The sequence below is a fragment of the Aquimarina sediminis genome, from assembly GCF_002895435.1.
In the GTDB taxonomy this organism is placed as follows: Bacteria; Bacteroidota; Bacteroidia; order Flavobacteriales; family Flavobacteriaceae; genus Aquimarina; species Aquimarina sediminis.
The window spans coordinates 265,293-286,328 of the sequence record NZ_POYJ01000001.1; the positions used below are offsets into that span (position 1 = coordinate 265,293).

A 21,036-nucleotide genomic window follows, 5' to 3' on the forward strand; every position below is an offset into this window, starting at 1 on the left:
TATGTAGTCTGGTTAAGAGGTAAAAACAATTTTTGCTTTAAAACCCTGTTCTGGTTCTGATTCAAAAGTAATTGTTCCTCCGATCTCCTCCATGCGGTTTTCCACATTGAGGAGCCCATTTTTGGTAATAGGTTGTTTACTACTAATACCTACACCATTGTCGATATAGGAAACAACTATCAGTTGTTTTTCTTTAGTGAATGTAATAGAGGCAAAATTAGCTTTACTATGTTTTTTCATATTGGTGAGTAACTCTTTGATTATATGATATAACTCTACTTTTTTATATGCAGTTACAGAAGACCAAAAATCATTGTCCAGGGTATTGGTAATAACTTTGGTTGTTTGATCTCCATAAGAGTTTAATAAAGATAATAATTCATCTCCGTATTCATCCCCGGTTTCAACTTTATGGTCTCTAGAAATATTTCTCACCTTATGATATACATTGTCGAAACCTTTTAATATTTTTAATTTATCGGGGTCGGTAATAAAATGGGGATCTTGTTGTAATTGATTTGCTAAATAAAAAATATCATTCCCTACCTCATCATGTAGTTTTTTGGATAATCTATTTTCGGTTGAGTGGCGTTCTTTTATTCGCTCTACTTTATTACGTTGCTTCAAATAATTAAATACAAATCCAATTCCTATACATAGTAATAATACCAATGATACTAGAATGACTCTTTGGTATTTTTGTTTTTGAAGAATTACCTGTTGTTGAGCGTTTTTAGCTTTCATAATTAAATTCTCCTCTCGATATTGATCTGTCTCATATTTTATTTTGGCGAATTGATTTTTGGCTCGTTGTCTTGCTATATTAATACTATCATTTAATCTTTCGAATTCAATCGCTTCTGTCTTAGGATTATCCTTAAGTTTAATAAGATAGGAAAGCGCTTCGACCTTAGAAGTTCCACTTTGTAATGTTTTTGCAATTTGATAAGCATTATTGGCATAAATCAACGCTTTTCCATATTGTTTTCTATCTTGGTAATGTTCTGTAAGGTGGATGTTACTAGCGAATTGTCCAGAAACATCATTGATTTTTTTTCTATATCGAAAAGCCTGTATTAATTCTTTTTCTGCTTCGGAGTCATTTAATTTAGATTTGGCGTAAGCAAGGTTGTCCATTGCTCTAGCTTTTTGTTTAGTTTTTTCACCAAATCCATTATTTGTTAATACCTTATTCAGAATATTAATTGCTTTTTCAAAATTCCCTTGTTTAATATTAACTACTGCAATATTACTCTTGACAGCAGCTATTTTTATAGAATCTTTTTTTAGCAAAAACAACGCTTTTTTATACCAATTTTTGGCATCTGAGTAATTGTGTTGATTCTTTGTTATAATACCTAAATGATTATATAACGCTAACCGATGTTTAGAATCTATAGAATCATTAAGTAACTCACTTAACATTAATGCTTCAATTGCTGTATTTTCACTTGAGTAATAGTCTCCTAATCTTTTTTGAATACTTGCTATATACCTTAATTTATTAATAGCATTGGTAGTATCTCCAAGTAATATATTTAACTCTTTAGATTTTGTATAATATCTTACGGCTTCAAAAGGAGAATTATTCTTTTTATGATAATAGGCTAATTTGTTATACGCCTTTAATTCAAAATACCTATTATTAGCAACCTTGGCTTTCTGTAATAGTGTATTTGCATAATATATTGCACTATCTAGTTTTACGTTATTATTTAGCTCTATGATTTTTTCATAAATATTCTCTAGATATAATGAATCTATTTTTTGAGCATAAGAAGAAACAGATAAGAGTAAAAAGAGGAATGTAACAAAAGTATGTTTCATTCCTCTAAAATAATAAAGTATTAGGAATTATCCTTTCAAATGTTAATTACCATCTTCGTCTGGAAGAATCTCTTCATCTTCTCCTTCGGTAGCGACTTCTTCAATTCCGATTTCATCTACGATTTTTGGAGTGGAACAAGAAAATAAAGTTACATTCGATATAATTATTGTTAAAATTAAAAGTATCCTTTTCATGATATTACAGATTAAAAATTAGTAATAGCGTGAGCTGTCTGGGCTTCGAACCCAGAGGATAAATTGCCATTCAGCAACACGCAAAATGAAAAGAGGCGCCTCTTTAGTTTTTAGGAAGTAGATTGGAAATAGTCAGACAGAATAAGTTTATTGTACTTCCAAGATCAATGCGCTGATCCTGTCTTATATTTCCGGTTTCGAATTAGTTTTGTACATTGATCCAGATTGTACAGAAATGGATCATTACCAATTCGATACCACAAATAAAGCAGTTACTTGGAAAAGGAAAGGGAGAGAATAAGGAAAAGAGTTTCCGGAATTATATTTCCATGGAACATCCAAGAGATTATTAGTTTTAAGTGTTGTAAATAAGAAGTTTATATGTCAAAAGAAATCTTATTAGCGGCTTTTTTAAAAGCAAAAAATGATAGTAATTCATCAAAGAAAACACATCAGTCTCAATACATTTCTGATGTACTTTGGAGTAAGTATAAATTTAAGATTGATGAAAGAACATTAAGAGATTATTATAATTCATATATTAAGGGTGAAGAACATAAAGAACTGAAACCCATAGTAACAAAACATTTGTGTAAATTTTTGGGTTATGATGATTATGAAGATTTTTTAAAAAATAAAGGTGATGAAAAGCCTCTTTATAGTCCTCCTAAACGACCTAAGAAAATCAATTTTGTAGTACTTTTTTTAATTGGTATTTTGTGTATAGTATTATACCTTGGGGTTGATTGGAAGAGAAAGGAATGCATGACTTGGTCAGAAGATCATTATGAACTGGCAATTTGCCCTAAAAGTTTCAACCCTAGTTTTATTCCTATAGATAATGAACGATTAAAAGAATTTAAAAAAATAAAGGTAGATACGAACTATACATTTTTTAATGATAAAGGAAAAGCTATTGTTTGGTATGATAAAAAAGAAGGGAAGATTGAATTTTTTAATAAGAGCGGTACTCATCCAACTAATGGAAACTCGTTAAAACCTGTTACACAGGCTATTGTTCGTAAATATGTGTTTGGAGAAGAATAATATATGCAAGAAAATTCGGGAAATTTTTTGGTATATGGAAATATATACAAACCAAAAAAAGCTCCTACTAATTTTAACAAATTCTGTTAAAAAACAGCTTAAGAATACATCAAACGCATAAATACCCACTTGACTAAGTAGGGTGAGGTACTTGTATAAGTAGGTATTTGGGCTATTTACTATCCAAGTGGGTACTTACCGAAGTGGGTGTAACCACATTGGGAGTAAGCAAGGGGTACTAGGTGAAGTAGGGAGGAGGGACTTCTTATAGTGGCGTACCCTACTTAAAACGGAGAAACCACCGAGTAAAAACACAAGTGACACCGAGTAAAAACACAGGACAAGGGTCTTATGGAAGTGGAGTACCCCACTTGGGTAAGTACTCCTAAGGTACATTTTTTTGTTAAAAAATTATGATTCTATAGGACTTCGACTGCGTTCAGCTCTGACGCAAGATAGTTGATAGTAAGACAAAGCACAGCGGTCACTGAGCCCTTCGACTAGGCTCAGGGAACACGTAGTCGAAGTGAGAGCGGTATAGTTTAAAAATAAGAACCTCACACCCCGAGGTTTTCGAAGGATATGAATCTGTTGGTATTGTCATAAAAAGACAAAAAAATACCTCTTTTACCATCAACGATGAGTAAAAGAGGTATAACTACTTTAAAAATAATTAAATTATAGTTTTATTTAAGGACCAGATACATAATCTGTCATTACCCAACCTTCATTATGATATACCAATGTCATACTATCATTTTGATTTAATACAGTATTGCTAGTCGCAGGAGAAATGACCTGACCAAAAAATACTGTAATGGTTGTAGTAGGATGTATATTGATCAAATGTACTTTTTGACCAATCTTACCAGCAATAAATCCAGCAAATAGTACATTAGTCGCATTATTAAACAGTACTATAGATCTATCGGTAAGATCATAGGTCGAAAAATTGACAGCACTTGTTTCAGTAAAAATAGGTTTACGTATTGATTTACCAACGGATAGTGCCTTTGCAGTTAGGGCATTAAATTTAGCATCACCATTTAGACTTAATAGCTTTGTAGGGTCAGCAACTCCATCATTTATAGTTCCATCACTTTTTATTTCTAGACGAGTACTATGTGCTGTTTCTAGGAAAATCCCACCGTTATCATTATCATCGGTATCTGCTCCTATGGTAGTACTACCCGTATTAGAGGTATTAGCAGTTCCCATACCTACCAGATTGGTAAGGTTATTTGGACTACCAATAAAAGCAGTAGCTTTTACTGACCCGTCTACTTCTAGTGTCTCAGTAGTGGTACCATTTCCAATGTTTACTTTGCCATTTGGTGCTACTCCAATACTATTATCTGTTGCACCCGCTCTAATCGTAAAAGGTGTTCTATTGCTTGTTGAATCTTTTACTGCAAAATAACTCTGCCCACTAGCTAATCCCTCATTAATTTTTATAACCCAATCATTTCTAGGAAAACTGGCAGAAACACTGGTATCATCAAAAAAGATATTCATTGTATTATCACGTAGTACCATATGATTGGTTCCAAAATCCATTCCTGGGGTAGCATCCTCACCAATTCCTAATCGATTTTTTACGAGCGCATCCTGAAAAAAGAGGTGATTTCTGGTGTTAAAAGTGATATTATCAGTTCCTAGTGATTTTAAGGTTCCTGTATTATCATAGTAGAAGAGGAACCCTTTGGCATTTTGCTCATAAAATAAGGTTCCGGGAGTTTTTGTACTAGTACCATTGATATTTCCACTACTTAGTACCATACCATTTTTAACACCTAAAACAGCACTGCCAAATGTTGAAGCATCAGTAAATCCAATACCTACTTTTCCAGTTTTATAATAGACATCATCACTAATTTTGGACCATACGATATCAAAAGCAGTTCCTGTAGTAGTACCAAACCCAGGAAATGATACCTTGGTAGAGTTCAGCGCTACATCACTAGCCATCTGATCGAGGTTTGTAGCTGCTGTGATATTTAGTAAGTCTAATTTATCAGACTGTTCTGTAGTTATCGTTATAGGTCTATTACTTAGGGTAGTGTACTCAGCACTTAGCGCTTTACTTGTTGTAGAGCTACCCATAGCATAAGGCATACTGTGCAATACAGCCGTACCTACTATATCATACTCAGTGCCCCCAGTGGGATCAGTTTCTGTTTTTATATAATGCACATCATTGCCCCAATTAATATCAGCTAATGAACCTGAAACAACATCTCCTTCACCAACTAACACAGTTAACAGACCCGCAAAATTTGTGGTAGTCTCATGTGTCTCACTATATACCGTAGTACCTGTGCTGCTACCTTGTAGTATACTAATACGTAGAGATACAGGAGTATTGATCACTAATACATCTGAAGCATTGCGTACAATTGCTTGATAGCTAAAATGCTCAGGTGATTGCGCATGCATACCCGCTATAGTAGCAAGGAAGCATATAACTATTAATAATTTCTTCATCATCCTATTAATTATTAAGTCCTATACAATACCAGTTTGTTCCATCGTAGATAAATGTGACGCTCCCATTGGCTGCTAAAACAATGTTAGTATTTCCTGCTAGTTGAAAATTCTGTGCCGCAGTAGCTGCATTATGTACAAAAGTAATTGCCGATGTTAAAGCAGTAATAGTCACTGATTGTCCTGCTACACCACCATCAAATGCCTGAATACTAGAAGCTACTTGACCGTTAAGGATAATAAAACTTTTATCTGCTACTGTATACGTGGTAGGAAATGCCGTTGCCGAAGCTTCAGTAGTTGCGGCAAGTGTCATAGTTTGTAAGTCTGCATTTCCTCCCAAAGTTAAATCTTCTACTTTTACATCTCCGATTACTTCGAGAGCTACTGTTGGGGTAGATGTTCCTATTCCTACAGCACCTGTATTGGTAATTGTCATACGGGTGGTATTTTGTGTTTGGAACGAAATTTCTCCTACACTATTAGCATCTGTATCGGCGGCAATAATAGTGTTCCCAGCATTTGCAATTCCTCCTGTACCCGATGTAATTCCTGTTAATCCAGAGCCATCTCCTATAAAAGAATCAGCTTTTATAGCACCAATAACCTCTAATTTGGAAGAAGGAACATTAGTACCCATTCCTACATTACCATCAGGAGCCACATATAATGAATGATCAGGGGCTCCGGCTCTAATCTTAAATGGTGTCGTTCCACCAGTAATATCCAATATAGCAAAGTGAGAAGTCCCTCCATTAGCAGATTCATTTGCCTCGATCTGCCAGTCATTGGCAGGCATGGTTCCCGAAACATCATCAGAATCATCAAATAATATCCTTAGGTTATTTTCTTTAAGGATGATAGTACTAAAACCAAAATCCTGACCATTTACCATGTCTTGACCAACACCTAGACTACTCTGTATAATGACATCAGAGTTAATAATGGCATCGCCACTTTCCATAGTCCATAATCCACCTGCATACGTAACTCCTCCAGAATTAATAGTAACATCGGTATTGGTATTATCTATATAATGAAAGCTTCCACTACCAGTATTGTCATAGTATAAACTTCCGGGTGTTGTTGCTGCAGGAGTGCCATCAAACAGGATAGGACCACCTACATGTAATTTGGAATCTCCAAAACTACTATTCTCATCTACCCCAATCCCTACATTACCAGTGGTATAAAATATGTCATTGGTAGTATCAGATTTTGCCCATATCACATTGTCTCCTTCGAGAGCTGTCCCTGGTACCGTTCCAAATCCAGGGAATGTCGTTTTAGTATTATTCGCAGTAACTTCAGTTTGCAGTTGATTGATATCAACAGGAGAAGTAATTGTAATAAAGTCAATTTTGGCAGACTGTGCAGTAGTAATCGTTGTTGGAGTATTGGTCAAAGTATTATAATCGGCCGTTTCTGCAAAATCAGCTGTAGCCGCATGTAAGGCATAGGGTACACTTAGTAATTGATTCACAGTAGACATAATGTAGTTTGTAGCACCACTTGGGTCGATTTCTACTTTTATAAAATAAGGACCATCTGTCCAATCTATGTTTTCAAAATCAGATCCAGAACCAATAATAATATTGGCAAGACCATTAATATTGGTAGTTACATTCTGAGTTTCAGAATATATCGAAGATCCCGTGGCAGAGGATTGTAGAATAGTAATTTGTACTCCGACATCAGTATTGGCAAGTACAGTGTTACTTACATCTCTTATAATGGCCTGGTAGCTGATCCTTTTAGAAGAATCCTGCGCGAGGGATGATAGAGGTATGGATAATAAGCATAGTAATAAAGTAATTATTCTCTTCATAGGTTTATTTTTTTATTATTTTAAAAGTCTTTAGGGTATTGCTTCTATCTTTTAAGGATAGGATGTACGTTCCTTTTGCATACGTTCCCATTAGGATAGTGGATATATTACCTTTTACAGGACTTTTTGTAATTAATTTTCCGTGAATATCATGTATATAATAACTGATATGCACTAAGTCAACAAGATTAATTAATAGTGTTAATCTGTCTGTGGTAGGATTTGGATATGTACTTACGTTTAATTGAATCCCGTCTAATTCTGGATTACTCAAGACTTCAATTTCAAAAGCTTGTTGTGTTCCTTCAATTATCGAACCGACCTCATTTAATGTAGTGTTATAAAAAACTTGCCCTACAGTAAAACTTGATGTTCCACCAGTTCCAGTAGCATTTCCGCCAGAGGATACTGCACTTTCTTGAGATAGTACCCGAGTGCCAGAAAGAATCAAAACAATAAAGAATAGTAATTTTATTTTCATACAGTAGTGATTTTATTTGATGCGAAATTACATAAATTATATCCATTCTGAGAGGATAGTGTGATATACTTTTTATTCATAATAAACTTATTATCAGTTATTAATGAGTGTTAGTAATGCCTGGGTAATCAAAAAGTTATTCTATTAAGCCTTAGCATATTGATAGAGTGGTAATTTTCAAAAATACCACGTATTGGGTATATACAAATCAATTTCTTTTTAAGATTTTTACGTTAGATACATAAAAAATCTATTCACATGTCTAATACAAATACATATGCTTTAGGGTCAAAAAGATTAGCTACTATCGAGATGGAAATGTTTAACCATCTTGAAAATAAGACTATACCTCCTAAAGAGCTAAAGAAAAAATTCAACCGCAGAGCCAGTCAGAAAACAATCGATACTATTATTGAGAAATCAGTATTTTTTAATATTAATCATACTGGTGATGCAGAGATTAAGGTATCTTCTCATGATGCCACGATAACTTATGATTTTACCTATCAGGGAGCAGATCATAACGTCTCTATCAAAATTGATGGTAAATCGGGCAGTGTGGGGTCTGGAAAAGTACTTAAAGGAATTAGATTGTATGGTCCCCGCTATAGATTGAAAGCTTATGTAACTGCTAGTGAACCTGGTAGGATATGGACTTTTACACCAACCTCAATAGAGGTCGAAGGAGATCAAAGAGTTATGAACCCTAGGGAAGAAAAAGGGAACAGAAATAAGCATATTGATAACCCTACAAACTTATAACCTAAAGCGTACAACTATGAAAAAAACAGTATACTTTTTCGCACTTCTTATTACTATAACAATACAGGCGCAGGTAATCAATCAGGATGCTAATGGGTTTAGTACTATTGTTCTAAAAAGTACTAATCTAAACTTTGATATTGCTAATGATATTGCAACATTTACATATTATGATTATATACATAAGAATGGAAAAATACCGGGAGTAGAGCAGAAAGCCATAATGCTAGGGGGGGATATTAAAGCCACTGCCGAAAACGGATCTGGAGTGTTGTTTAGTGATGAAAAACTTGTTGCTAATGCAGGTATTGGTGGATTTATTGGATTAAAATGGTACCGACAGGGTTGTTCTGGATCTTCATCAAGGTTGAATCAGCTTGGAGTGGATAGGGATAATATCGAAAACCTACTAGAAGGTAAACTGCAAGCATACAGAGATTATCTAGATCAATTAAAAAGTGAGCCAAGGATAACACAACTAGTAATTGATAGTTTGAGAAGAGATATTAAGGACCCGAATACAAATCGATGGACTGCTTCTAAAAATGCCTTGACAGCAATCAAAGAATTAGATTCGAAGAAAGTAAAGCAGCAGGTAGATATACTTCAAAAAGTAGATGATATCTATTCTGAAATAAATCTTATTTTATTATTAAATGGTGATAAAAGTGATTTTAAGAACCAAATTGATGCTTTGGATCAAGCAAGAAGTAGTGATATTTTGGATCAGAGTGTATTGAAAGTTATTAATTCTAATATTACAAATGCCTATGATACTAAGTTATGGCAAATAAATAAAAAGACAATTTCAAAAAAACTGGCAAAGGTAGCGTTTCAGCATGAAATTATTGAAGCAGATATTGTCGATGAATTACTTAGCTACTATGACGATGAGATTTTTATGATTATGAACCAAAATGAAGATATTACAACTAAGCTCGAAAATCTAGAAAACAAAAAGGATCGTTATTCTTTTCATAAACTATTTACTCGAGGAGGATTCAATGGAGTATCTTTTAAGTATGATCTGGCTAATGGAGCAAGCGCAATTGATGATAGATTTGTGGACAAAACTTTTAATGGTTGGGATATTGAATTGGGATATAACATAAATTATAAAGGGTATAATCTATTCGGATTGAGTAGTAAGGTTGCTTATGACAATAATCTATCTGGTCTCGAGGATACAGAGTATTCTTTTGCTACAGTGGATACTACTATTACTACCGGACAATTAAGTAGTGGAACAAAAGTAAATGCTTTTGCAGGTGATTTTGACACTTTTCATAAATTCTCTTTCAATTTTGATTATGTACGATTGATACCACTGCGGGATAGTAAAAAGGGAATTTCTGATATGTATCTAACTATCAACCCTTATATACGACATCATATATATGATAATAGTGAGATACTAAAAAATAATACAGTCACCGGGCTTGGGTTAAATTTTGTAAATAGCGAAAAACAAGCAATTATGGGAGGCTTGTTTGTACAGACCAATGACGTATTTGGTGTTCATGCTAATGAAGATAGTACATTGGGAGAAAGAATAAGTGTTGGTGTAGTAGCAAAATTTGCATTTTCGGGATTGGATAAAGAAGCAAATAAATAGGAGTTCTATAAACTCATAATAATATTTAAAAATAGTAGCATGTAGGTGCTGCTATTTTTTTTATATAGTCAGATTGGGATAGGTAATGAAAAATTATGTTATACCGGTTATACTTTTATCGAAAATGAAATAAGATGAAATATTTTACTCAAAAACATTTAATTAGCTTAGCTAAGTATTTGATTATTAATTAAATAATAAAATTATGAGTGGATTATCAGTTTTATATGGAGTAGGGATTAGAGATGCAATCGCATCCAGTGATCTTTCAAAAATGAAAGCAGTAGCAGAACAAGCCAAAAAAGCAATTAAGGAGCAAGGAGATATCCATGCTGCTTTTATAGAACTACAAGAAGCGATTAAAAAACTTGAGTAGGGTTATAAAGCCAATTAATATATCACATAAACATCAATAATTAACTTTAAAATTTTAAAACCATGGGATTTGTACCATTATATGCGGTAGGAATTAGAGAAGCATTAGCCTCTAATGACCTCACAAAAATGAAAGCGATTGCAGAACAGGCAAAAAAAACGATCAAAGAGCATGGAGACATTTCTGCTGCTTTAATAGAACTCAGCGAAGCCATCGAAAAACTAGAGAAGTAAAACTTTCTAATTCTTGATATTATGGGGATTATGACACCATACGGAGCTGCAATTAGAGAGGCAATCGCTTCTAATGATCTTGCAAAAATGAAAGCCACAGCAGAACAGGCAAAGAATGTCATCAAGGAACAGGGAGATATTTCATGTGCCCTGATAGACCTTCAAGAAGCCATCGATAAACTCGAAGGAAAGCTTAAGTAATGCCTATATAAAATATTAAAACTTATGTATCATGGGAGTAGTAGTACTTTATGCTGCAGGAATTAGAAAAGCAGCAGCCACAAACGACCTTTCAAAAATGAAAGCCATTGCCGAGCAGGCAAAAAAGACAATCAAAGAGCATGGAGATATTCATGTTGCACTTATAGAACTTCAAGAAGCCATTCAAAAATTAGAATCTTAAAAAAGATTGCAAATAGTATTGCAAAACGAATATTACTTGGCTAGATGTTAATCCAAAAAGGTAAGTAATACCGAGATAATTCACTTTTAGGAACAAATTCTTTACCACCAATTCATTATGATTGATCAAGTTTCACAAAGGTATAGGATACAAGATGATTATGAACAGACAAAACCTGTGCATGTTGTTTGGGAAATCACTCTTGCCTGTAACCTAAAATGTAGTCATTGTGGCTCAAGAGCTGGTAAAGTAAGACCAGGAGAATTAACCACAGAGCAGTGTTTTGATATTATCGATAAACTACAAGAACTTGGTACCAGAGAGATCACTATTATTGGTGGAGAAGCTTTTCTAAGAAAAGACTGGTTAGAGATAATATCCAGAATAAATAATGCTGGCATAGAATGCTCTATGCAAACAGGAGCATATAATCTTAATGAAAAGAGAATTGTAGCTGCAAAAAATGCAGGAATTAAAAATATAGGAGTATCCATAGACGGATTGCCTGATGTACATAATAAAATTAGAGGAAGAAGTGATTCTTACCAGCACGTTATGAGGTGTTTGGAGCTTTTGAAAAAGCATACTATTGTTTCGAGTGTAAACACAGTTATTACCAAAACCAATCAATTTCAATTAGAAGAATTACTTGATGAGTTTATAGAAAAAGGGATCAAAAACTGGCAAATACAGTTAATGGTGGCTATGGGAAATGCTGTAGAAAATGAACATCTGATCATACAACCCTATGAGTTGATAGATTTGTATGATAGACTAATAAAAGTATATAAAAGAGCGCTAAGCCATAATATAATTGTACAGGCAGGAAATAATATTGGATATTATGGTCCGTATGAACATATATGGAGACAGGGTAATGATGCTTATTGGACAGGATGTTCTGCTGGTCATACCACTATAGGAATAGAAGCAGATGGTGTGATCAAAGGATGCCCTTCTTTGCCAACCAGTGATTATACCGGTGGTAATATAAAAGAAATGAGCCTGGAAGATATATGGCATCATGGCGAACAAATGAAATTTACGAGATATAGAAATGAAGAAGAGTTGTGGGGAAATTGTAAATCTTGCTACTATGCCTCATCCTGTATGGCAGGATGCACCTGGACAAGCCATGTACTCTTTGGGAAAAGAGGAAACAATCCATATTGCCATCACAGAGCACTAAAACTTCATAAGGAAGGGAAGAAAGAGAGAATTAGAAAAATAAAAGAAGCAGATGGAGTACCCTTTGATTATGGTTTGTTTGAAATAATTGTAGAAGATTTTAATGGAAATGTACTAGAGGTTCAAAACCCGCTAGAAATACAAATATCATTGGTACCACAGAAAAAGGATCTACGGGTACCTATGAAAATGGAAATATGCCGCGGCTGCAATCATCATGTTTTTGAAGGAACAGAAACATGTCCACATTGTAATGAAAATATTGAAGAAGCAAAACAAGAATATGAATTGAACATTATAGCAGCAAAAAAGGCATATCAGAATCTATTAACCCTCATGGAAAGTAAATGATTATGTTAAAACAAAACAACTCTTTTCTAACCAAAGAAACTCAGAAAATTGAAGATCGATTAGATTTATCCGAAATCACAATCAGACATGGTGTCCATTCATATAGATACGGGACATCAAATTTTCTTAGTGTGATTTTTGATGTTTTGGAACCAAAAGAAAATGATATATTCTACGACTTAGGTAGTGGGTATGGATTGGTGCTAAAATACGCTTCGCAAAAATTTCCAAACGTTAGATTTAAGGGAATAGAAATCCTTAAAGAACGCTATGATTTTAGCATGAAGCTAAAGGCAAAGTATCCACTTAAAAATGTAGAATTTTATAACTGCGATATGTTTTCTCATGATTTTTCTGACGGAACCATTTTTTATCTATTCAACCCTTTATTTGGTTCTCAATATGCTCAATTGCTTGATCGATTAAAAGCCATAGCAGTAAAGCATCAAATAACTATCGTTGCAGAATCAAAACATGATGTCTTTGACGCTCAAGACTGGTTACAAAATTACTGCACAATACACGAAGATGTACTTAGAAACATACAATTCTTTAGATCTACATGTCTTCAAGATTAGCTATTACATAATAATTACTGTTAAGGCTATCCTTAGATTTTTTTCACTTTAAAGACTTTAAAAATAAAATTTAGTTTCTAGATGGTATTTTCAAAGCTAAGATGTTTTTTGTTATCGGGTTTAATCTATGACAGTTAGGTACAAATTATTTCTATCCAAAATATAAATATGATCATTCAATATTTGAATGTTATAAGATTCTGATTTAAACACTACTGAACGATCTTCTTTTGTTAAAAAAGGCTTAATACTTTTCCCTTCCTCATCAATTCTAAAAACAAATGATTTATCTTCTTCAAAAGTTAGAGAGGTGGTTATAAAAGCAGAATTTTCATGAATAACGATATCAGAAATCTCTCCATAAGGCATGCTTATATTCCTCCAGGTCTTTCCTGAATCATTCGTATATAATAATATTCCGTCTAAACCTCCAATAAAACCAATTCTAGAGTTAAAAAAAGCAATAGATGATAATGAACTATTTTTATTTGAATAGAGTAATTCCCAATTAATTCCTCCATCAATACTTTTATAACATTTTCCTGATAAAGTGGTTATTATTATTTCATCAGAGGAAAGTATGGCTAAATCTGATATACCTTTTTCATTTTTTAAATTGCTTTTAATCATTTCCCAGTTATCGCCACCGTCTATTGTTTTCAAAATAACGGAACGACTTTGATGTTCTCCAACAATAAAGCCTATTTTTTCTGTAAAAAAACGAATTTTATAAAATTTGAATTTTTGATACCTGCTATGATCTTCTTGAAAAAAATATTGTGTATCAAATACACTCCAATTTTTTCCTAAATCTTCACTTTTATAGATATAATTACTAGAACCAACTATAAAAATAGTATTTCCAGAAAAATCTACGGATTGAAATGAGTTAGAAAATCTAGAAAAACTAACTTCCCGCCAGTTTTTTCCACCGTTTTGGGTGATTCTAGCTCTTAATCTAGTTCCTCCAACTATTACGCCAATATTATTATCCATAAATTTTACACCTGAATAAAAATGAAATCCAGTTTCATCTAAATGATGTAATATCGAAACTTCTCGATTTGAAGTTATATTGGTAAACTTATGTTGATCTTGGATAATATTATCAAACGTATTATATCTTATTTCAGGAGCTTGATTTATCGGTATAAAGTTTTTACTAACCTGATATTCTTCTGGCATAAGGTCATTTTCGTTTCTCTTATTATTAGTACAAGAATTAAAAAAAACAATTATAAGGAATAGAAAGGTAAATTGATTTGTTTCCATAATAGTGAGTAATGCTTTAGGCTTTTTTAGTAAATAAGGGGAAATGTCTTGTTCTGAAATATGGTTACAGTTAAATTAGTTTTTAAGCTAACAAGCTATATCCATATTTATTGTTTTAAGGTGTAAATAATTGTAATATTATTCCGCTATATAATTTTATTACATTTTTGGTATGTTGTATTCTTAAACTTTTAATCTAAGTAAAATTTATCTTTGAGTATTCTGTTAACCATCAAACGAGTGCATTTTCCTACTAATTTCTATGTTATCAACATTTCCTTTGGTTATTGGTCTCTCCCAGACCCTTTTTTAAAGATTATGATAACATTGTAAGGAATGATTTTCTATGAATACAAGTCTAAAGGACAAGCTCATTTTAACACCAAAACAATAGAAAATAAAACTTTTGGTTGCTCGTGATATTTTTTAGGTTTTCTTTTTTCACTGTAAATGGGGGATCGACCTTATGTAATATTTGATACATTTGTTGGTATAATATTGTTATATGAAAAAAGTACTAGTTTATATCTTATTTGTATCAAATTGGGTTGCTACTGCTCAGGAAATTAAAACTTTAACACCAAGTGTTGAAATGTTGGATTTTAATGTAGCCGACGAAAAAGAGTTTTATAGAAATAGAGAAATCTGCGAAAAGATATGGGAGAGAATGAGCAATGGACTAGAGTATGATGACCTCACCGATATAGAAAAAGCCGAATTAGAAAAAGTAGATGAGACCAAATCTAATTATTGGAGTGTAGAAGGTGATGGATGTAGCTGGTACTGTGGAGGCGGACCTAGTGAAGTAAAGGCTTCGTCCAGTTTAGCTTCTCAAGGATCTATCAATTATAAACCAGCAAATGCTCATGATCTAAATTATAAAAACGTTTGGGTAGAAGGAGTTAAAGGGCATGGAGTAGGAGAATATTTAGAATATGGGTTCCCACAGTCAAGCCCAAGAATAACAGAAATTATAGTTGTTAATGGTCATGTGAAAAGCGAAAGAGCTTGGCGTAGTAATAGTCGGGTGAAAAAGCTGAAAATTTATATTAAAGATAAGCCCTATGCCATATTAAATCTTAAAGATCAGCGAGCAGCACAACATTTTAAAGTAGATACCATAGGTTTCCTGGATAAGAACATAGATTTTATAGCCGCAAAAAAACTACCCCTCTGGAAAATGAAATTTGAGATTCTCGAAGTATATCCTGGTGATAAGTACGATGATACGGTGATCTCTGAAATTTATTTTGACGGAATCGATGTGCATTGCTTTGCAAAAGGGACATTAATCACCATGGCAGACCATAGTAAAAAAGTTATCGAATCTCTTAAAATAGGAGATCAGGTACTTTCTTACAATCAAGATACCAAAACTTATGAAGCATCTACAATAGAAAAGCTTGCTAGCCCTATTCATGATCACTTGATTAAGATTATAATGGTAGACGGAACCTCAATTCGTTGTACACAAGACCATCCTTTTCTATCGGCTACTGGGAATTGGATATCTTATGATCCGCAAAAAACAAAATCTGACTACCTGTATACTGCGGTTGATCAGTTAAAAATTGGCTCTATAGTAAAAACCAGTACTGGTGAGGGTGAAATATCCAATATAGAACTGCTACAAGAACCACAACAAACTTATACTATTGTAGAGCTAGATAAAGGAATAACATATTTGGCGAATGATATAGTTGTGGGTACAGAACCTATCAGAAAAGACATTTTTTGTAAAAAACACAATATAGCAGAAGATTAATCTTTTATCTTTTTAGAACCCTTACAAAGATTTATTTACCAAAGACTATATCAATGTTTTTCAGGCAAAAAACAAAATATAAATGCTTTTGATATAGCTAATTGTTTAGTAATGAGCTATATTTATACATTGCAAAACGTCATTAAGAGTATTGTACTACTATAATTTGCAATAAAAATCCCCATCCAGATTATTTGATTTTGAAAATCTGTTTTTAAAACAGATAGGTATTTAATCGTGTCGAAAAACAGATGTTCATTCTAGGTAGTCGACACAGATACTGTATACGAGTAAGTTTGTTAATGCAATTATAGAAAAGTAGGGATGAGCGCAATCATAAGAAATATTCATATTCCAATACAAAAATATAACCTTTCTACACATTGTGATGAGAATAGCATATTTATTGGAAGAGAGGTAGCACGCGAAAAGTTGAGAAGAAGGATCACACCTAATGATGCTTCCAAAATATATAAAGGAGCTTACTTGGTTGCCGGTTATCGAGGTATGGGTAAATCAACCTTAGTAGATACTGTAATAAAAGAAGAGGTTAACCATATAGAAAATCACAAAGTAATACCTGTAGAGATATTTTTATCTCAGGGCGAATTAACAGACTATGATTTACTAAGACAAATATTTATTCAGTTCTCTGAAAAAGTAGGTCTAATACACAAAAACCCTTTTGATGATATAGTAATACAAAGAGTTTTGGCAGGGATATTATCTCTTTTAGTATGTTTTTTTATTGTTTTTGGATTGCTATATAGTGTGGCTTCAGGAGTTATTAATATCGAGAATCAAACACTGATCACCGATAACCATTTATTAATGGTATTGTTGTTTTCTTTACTATTTATACTTACTTTTTTTATCTTAAATGGCATACTTAGTTGGTTTTATTTGGAGGTTTATCATAAAGAAAAGAGCAGATTGTTTTCAAAAATTGATCAGGTATACAAACGAATCAATTCTAATTTGGAGATTCAGAGTCAAACTAATGAAACAGAAACTTTTAAAGGATTCTCTGGGGGACCGATATTGAGTAAAACCATATCATTTGTTCAAAATTCTGAAGCACAACCTTATAAACAATCCTTTAATAAGTATACTGCCAAAGAATTAGAATTCGAAATCAAAGAAGTATTAAGACTATATCAGAAATTTAGAAAAAAGAAAACTCCTGATATAGGATATGTTCTTTTTATAATTGATGAATTGGATAAACTGGAACCAGAATTTGTAGAAGGGAATACCAATCATTTTGCCTTAGGGAAATCTAGGTTGGATGTTAGAAAAGAAACATTATCCAGGCTTTTGGCAAACCTGAAAAGCTTTATTCATACCGCTGACGCCAAATTTATTTTTATAGGAGGAGCCGAAATGTATGATGCCAGTCTTGCAGATATAGCCGATAGAGAGTCCTTTTATAGTAGCATTTTTCATGAAGTTATTTATGTAAATAGTTTTTTTAAAGATTATGAAAACCGAAAAACCGGGATTACACAAATGGCAGAAAACTATTTGGTTAGAATTATAATGGGAAATGATGTTGTAGATGATATCCTTAGAAAAAAGAGAGAGAGTATTAGTGATAATACATCAAAAGAAGGTATGGGGATAGACCCTTATGACTACTTGAAAATATTCTACGACAGCTTGAAGGAAGTAGAAGAAAAAGATTTAATTTTTCAACAAATACATAAGTTTATTGTTTATCTGACTTATCGAAGCAATGGAAGTCCTAAAAAATTAAAAGAGCTTATAGAAAACTACCTTAATGTATTAAACCCCAAAGAGAGTGATGAAAAAAGAAATTTGTTTCTTGATAGAAAAGATACTGATTTTAAAAATAGAGATAACAGGCTAATACCAGAACAATTGTTTTTATCTCTTAGGTATAAAGAACAGCACAAAATAGGAGTATTGTCATCTATATTTTTTCCATATTTGATTGATAACGAAAAATACCTCAAAGATCTTAATGATAAGAACTTATATCTTTCTGCTTTCTTAATGGATCATATTCTCAAGTTTCATAGATCTGCATTCTCGTGGAGAGAGCTAGAACTGATGCCTGACATTATTATTGGTAGTAAAGGACCTAACTTAAGAACAACACTAAAGGACCTTATTTCTTATCTATCGGTAAAACATATTAGGAGAACTACAAATGCCATGTTTCAGTTTAAATTTAGAAGCAGATCAGCAATGGAACTTAAGTATATCTCTAAAGTATCAGATGAAAGTGCCGCAGCGTTTAACTTTACTTTGGACGAATCCTATCATATTAAAGCTTTTTTTAAAAGGAAACTGAAACAAAAAATGGAATTGTATAAAAATGGAGAGATAAGTTATAATAACTCGTCTTTTATACATACGCTAGGGTATTTGAACTCTACCATTGCCGATATTCATTTTTATGACGAAGATTATGATTCTGCAATTCGATATTATGCAGATGCTATACAACCACTAAGGGATAGAGAACACTTAAACCAACACCAAATGATGCTCTATACCCGAAATCGATTATTACTGAGTTTGTGTCTAGAAAAATCAAATCGTTATGATTCTACATACTCAATACTAAGAAGTATAACATTGGATACCAGAGAGTGGAATTTTGACATCGATAAAGAGATATTGTACTATAAGGAAGACACAGAATGGGAAAGCCCATACAAGAGAATGCAATTATTTCTGAGACCACATTTAGCCTTATTAATGATTCTAGAAAAAGATCGTTCTGATGGGATAACAGAAAGTAATTTGGAGCGTAACATCCAGGAATATGCAAAGTTTATGAATATAAAAAAACTATTCCCTTTTGCTCCATATGACTGTAACTTAAAATATAGAGATTTTTTTCAGGATAATATTATAGGAGATCATAAACGGGTACAAACTCTATTAGCAGATTACTATCAAAGTGTGGGGACACTATTATTCTATAAAAATAGAAATTACAAATCTCTATATGAAAAAGGAGCCCATGGTATACTTTATGGATTTCTTGGGTTAAAAGGGTTAAAAGAACGTACCATAAAAAACAGAGAAGTGTTTGTTTTTGATAAAAAAATAAAAAATCCTATGAATTACGTAAGCTTAGATAATGTAAGAACTCACTATGGAAGAAAGAATGCCAAACACTACTATCCATCATTTAGTGCTTTCTTTTATTACACTACTTCTCTCGGGCATCTATTAAGCCCTTATGTTGAAAATATCAGATCCATTTTTATTAATGATAAAGGAATTAAAAATCTTAATTCTAAAAATCAAATTTTAATATTACAAAAATTGGTTTTCGAAAATAGGAGTAAACATATTCTCAATGGAAAACAAAAACAATTTTTGGGATTAGTTTTAGGTAAATTATCAGACAGCATTTTATCCTGCCTAGGGAAAATTAAACTGAACTCAAACAAAATAGGAGATATAATAAAATCAAAAGATGTTACTAAAGTCGAGTTAAGAGATCTAAATGCTCAATTTTGGGGGTTACAAAAAAGTAATAACAAATTAGATTTTGATACCTTTTTCTCTGTCGAAAATGTATTTTACTTTAATATTTTGAGCTATAGATTATATTATCAAGCAGGCAAATATCACGATGCACTATTTTACATCAAAAAATGCTTATATATTATCAAAACAAATTTGCTTAAAAATAAAAGTAATAGTAAGATTAAACTCAATTTTATGACCATTTTGAATAATGAGTCTGATAAAGTATTGAGTAATTATACATCTTGGATAAAACGACAGGAAATATTCTATAAGCAAATAACCAACACAGAAAATTTGAGTGATGATATTATGACTCAACAAGGCTTAATTGTAGAAGACAAAGGGGAAATAAATTTGATATGTCAAAAAATTGATTTCCATCTAAGACCATCTGACACTAAACAAAATTTGAATACTATACTTGAGGAGTCTACAATTGATAGTATATTTTCTAGACTACAATTCTTAAGACACAAAATTGATAGCCACTTTGTAAAAAGAATGAAGTTCCTAAAATTAATGTTGGCACATAATGGAGAGTTTAATAGTGATGTAGTTAACAAATACATTAAAACATGTATTCAAGAGTTTACTGAAAACACAACTGTCGAAAAGGAACATATAGAAGTATATAAAAACGAGCTCAAAGGTGAATTGATTAATGTTGATTTTTGTGGTCGAAACCTTATTAATATCATTAAAACTTATGGTTTTAACTATATCATGAGTTATTCATATATAGGTAGCTTATATTATAATCTTATTTATTGGAGCTATGCTGTAGTAAAATTAAAAGAGATAGATTCTTCTTTTGAAGAAGCATATGATCACTGGGGATTCAAAGATGTTTCCCACTTAAAAAATGAAGGGATAAAATATTATAAAAAAGCAATCCGGATGCACTCTGAAGGGAGTGAGTATAAATCATCAATAAAAGAAATGTATATATTAGAAGATGACCTTAATGACTCTCTGGTTCACTTTTGCGGGGCTTTAGAAAGAAGTTTGATAAATACTGGAGTAATTGAAATGAATATCAAAAAAATACAAGATTTGAAATCTTTCTAATGAGAGTAAATATAGTATGAATGATTTTTTGAGATTATTAATACCCAAAA

At 32.4% G+C, this 21,036-nt stretch carries 17 protein-coding genes; 11 read left to right on the forward strand and 6 right to left on the reverse strand.

Features of this window, described 5'->3' with window-relative positions:
* Positions 1–12 precede the first annotated feature (12 nt).
* On the reverse strand, positions 13–1,827 hold the full coding sequence (locus C1X07_RS01180; protein ID WP_103068149.1) for a tetratricopeptide repeat-containing sensor histidine kinase: 1,815 nt from the start codon (positions 1,825–1,827) through the stop codon (positions 13–15).
* 42 nt (positions 1,828–1,869) lie between these two features.
* Positions 1,870–2,022: a hypothetical protein gene (locus C1X07_RS24850; protein WP_164914067.1), complete on the reverse strand. Its 153-nt coding sequence runs from the start codon at positions 2,020–2,022 to the stop codon at positions 1,870–1,872.
* Positions 2,023–2,403: 381 nt separating this feature from the next.
* Between C1X07_RS24850 and C1X07_RS01185 the strand changes: the two genes are divergently transcribed.
* Positions 2,404–3,069 (forward strand): hypothetical protein, encoded by a 666-nt coding sequence (locus C1X07_RS01185; RefSeq protein ID WP_103068150.1) that lies wholly within the window; start codon positions 2,404–2,406, stop codon positions 3,067–3,069.
* Between the two features lie 690 nt (positions 3,070–3,759).
* Here the strand turns inward: C1X07_RS01185 and C1X07_RS01190 are convergent.
* From C1X07_RS01190 to C1X07_RS01200, 3 genes are read right to left on the reverse strand one after another with little or no spacing between them, the layout of a single operon-like run.
* Positions 3,760–5,556: an autotransporter outer membrane beta-barrel domain-containing protein gene (locus C1X07_RS01190; protein WP_128755170.1), complete on the reverse strand. Its 1,797-nt coding sequence runs from the start codon at positions 5,554–5,556 to the stop codon at positions 3,760–3,762.
* 4 nt (positions 5,557–5,560) lie between these two features.
* Positions 5,561–7,381, reverse strand: coding sequence for a hypothetical protein (locus tag C1X07_RS01195; protein ID WP_103068152.1), 1,821 nt, complete (start codon positions 7,379–7,381; stop codon positions 5,561–5,563).
* 4 nt (positions 7,382–7,385) lie between these two features.
* Positions 7,386–7,862, reverse strand: coding sequence for a T9SS type A sorting domain-containing protein (locus tag C1X07_RS01200; RefSeq protein ID WP_103068153.1), 477 nt, complete (start codon positions 7,860–7,862; stop codon positions 7,386–7,388).
* Positions 7,863–8,120: 258 nt separating this feature from the next.
* On the opposite strand from C1X07_RS01200, the gene C1X07_RS01205 reads away from it, so the two are divergent.
* The 8 genes from C1X07_RS01205 (at position 8,121) to C1X07_RS01240 (ending at position 13,368) form a co-directional block, all read left to right on the forward strand.
* Positions 8,121–8,624 carry a hypothetical protein gene (locus C1X07_RS01205; protein WP_103068154.1) on the forward strand — a complete coding sequence of 168 codons (504 nt, stop codon included), beginning with the start codon at positions 8,121–8,123 and terminating at the stop codon, positions 8,622–8,624.
* A 16-nt stretch (positions 8,625–8,640) separates the two neighbouring features.
* A complete protein-coding gene (locus C1X07_RS01210; protein ID WP_103068155.1) occupies positions 8,641–10,239 on the forward strand; it encodes a hypothetical protein in 1,599 nt (532 codons plus the stop codon).
* Between the two features lie 205 nt (positions 10,240–10,444).
* Positions 10,445–10,615 carry a DUF1843 domain-containing protein gene (locus C1X07_RS01215; protein ID WP_103068156.1) on the forward strand — a complete coding sequence of 57 codons (171 nt, stop codon included), beginning with the start codon at positions 10,445–10,447 and terminating at the stop codon, positions 10,613–10,615.
* A 62-nt stretch (positions 10,616–10,677) separates the two neighbouring features.
* Positions 10,678–10,848, forward strand: coding sequence for a DUF1843 domain-containing protein (locus C1X07_RS01220; protein WP_103068157.1), 171 nt, complete (start codon positions 10,678–10,680; stop codon positions 10,846–10,848).
* A 21-nt stretch (positions 10,849–10,869) separates the two neighbouring features.
* Entirely contained in the window at positions 10,870–11,049 is a 180-nt protein-coding gene (locus tag C1X07_RS01225; RefSeq protein WP_103068158.1) for a DUF1843 domain-containing protein, read from the forward strand.
* A gap of 31 nt (positions 11,050–11,080) precedes the next feature.
* Positions 11,081–11,251 (forward strand): DUF1843 domain-containing protein, encoded by a 171-nt coding sequence (locus C1X07_RS01230; RefSeq protein ID WP_103068159.1) that lies wholly within the window; start codon positions 11,081–11,083, stop codon positions 11,249–11,251.
* A gap of 117 nt (positions 11,252–11,368) precedes the next feature.
* Positions 11,369–12,790 carry a radical SAM/SPASM domain-containing protein gene (locus C1X07_RS01235; protein WP_103068160.1) on the forward strand — a complete coding sequence of 474 codons (1,422 nt, stop codon included), beginning with the start codon at positions 11,369–11,371 and terminating at the stop codon, positions 12,788–12,790.
* Entirely contained in the window at positions 12,787–13,368 is a 582-nt protein-coding gene (locus C1X07_RS01240) for a class I SAM-dependent methyltransferase (protein ID WP_103068161.1), read from the forward strand. The genes C1X07_RS01235 and C1X07_RS01240 overlap by 4 nt, the downstream gene beginning before the upstream one ends.
* A 120-nt stretch (positions 13,369–13,488) precedes the next feature.
* Here C1X07_RS01240 and C1X07_RS01245 read toward each other — a convergent pair whose 3' ends face one another.
* Positions 13,489–14,640 (reverse strand): YCF48-related protein, encoded by a 1,152-nt coding sequence (locus C1X07_RS01245; RefSeq protein ID WP_103068162.1) that lies wholly within the window; start codon positions 14,638–14,640, stop codon positions 13,489–13,491.
* Between the two features lie 505 nt (positions 14,641–15,145).
* Between C1X07_RS01245 and C1X07_RS01250 the strand changes: the two genes are divergently transcribed.
* Both C1X07_RS01250 and C1X07_RS01255 read left to right on the forward strand, forming a co-directional pair.
* Complete coding sequence (locus C1X07_RS01250) at positions 15,146–16,405, forward strand: NADase-type glycan-binding domain-containing protein (protein WP_103068163.1); 1,260 nt, start codon at positions 15,146–15,148, stop codon at positions 16,403–16,405.
* Between the two features lie 324 nt (positions 16,406–16,729).
* Entirely contained in the window at positions 16,730–20,986 is a 4,257-nt protein-coding gene (locus C1X07_RS01255; RefSeq protein WP_103068164.1) for a P-loop NTPase family protein, read from the forward strand.
* The last annotated feature ends 50 nt before the right edge of the window (positions 20,987–21,036 follow it).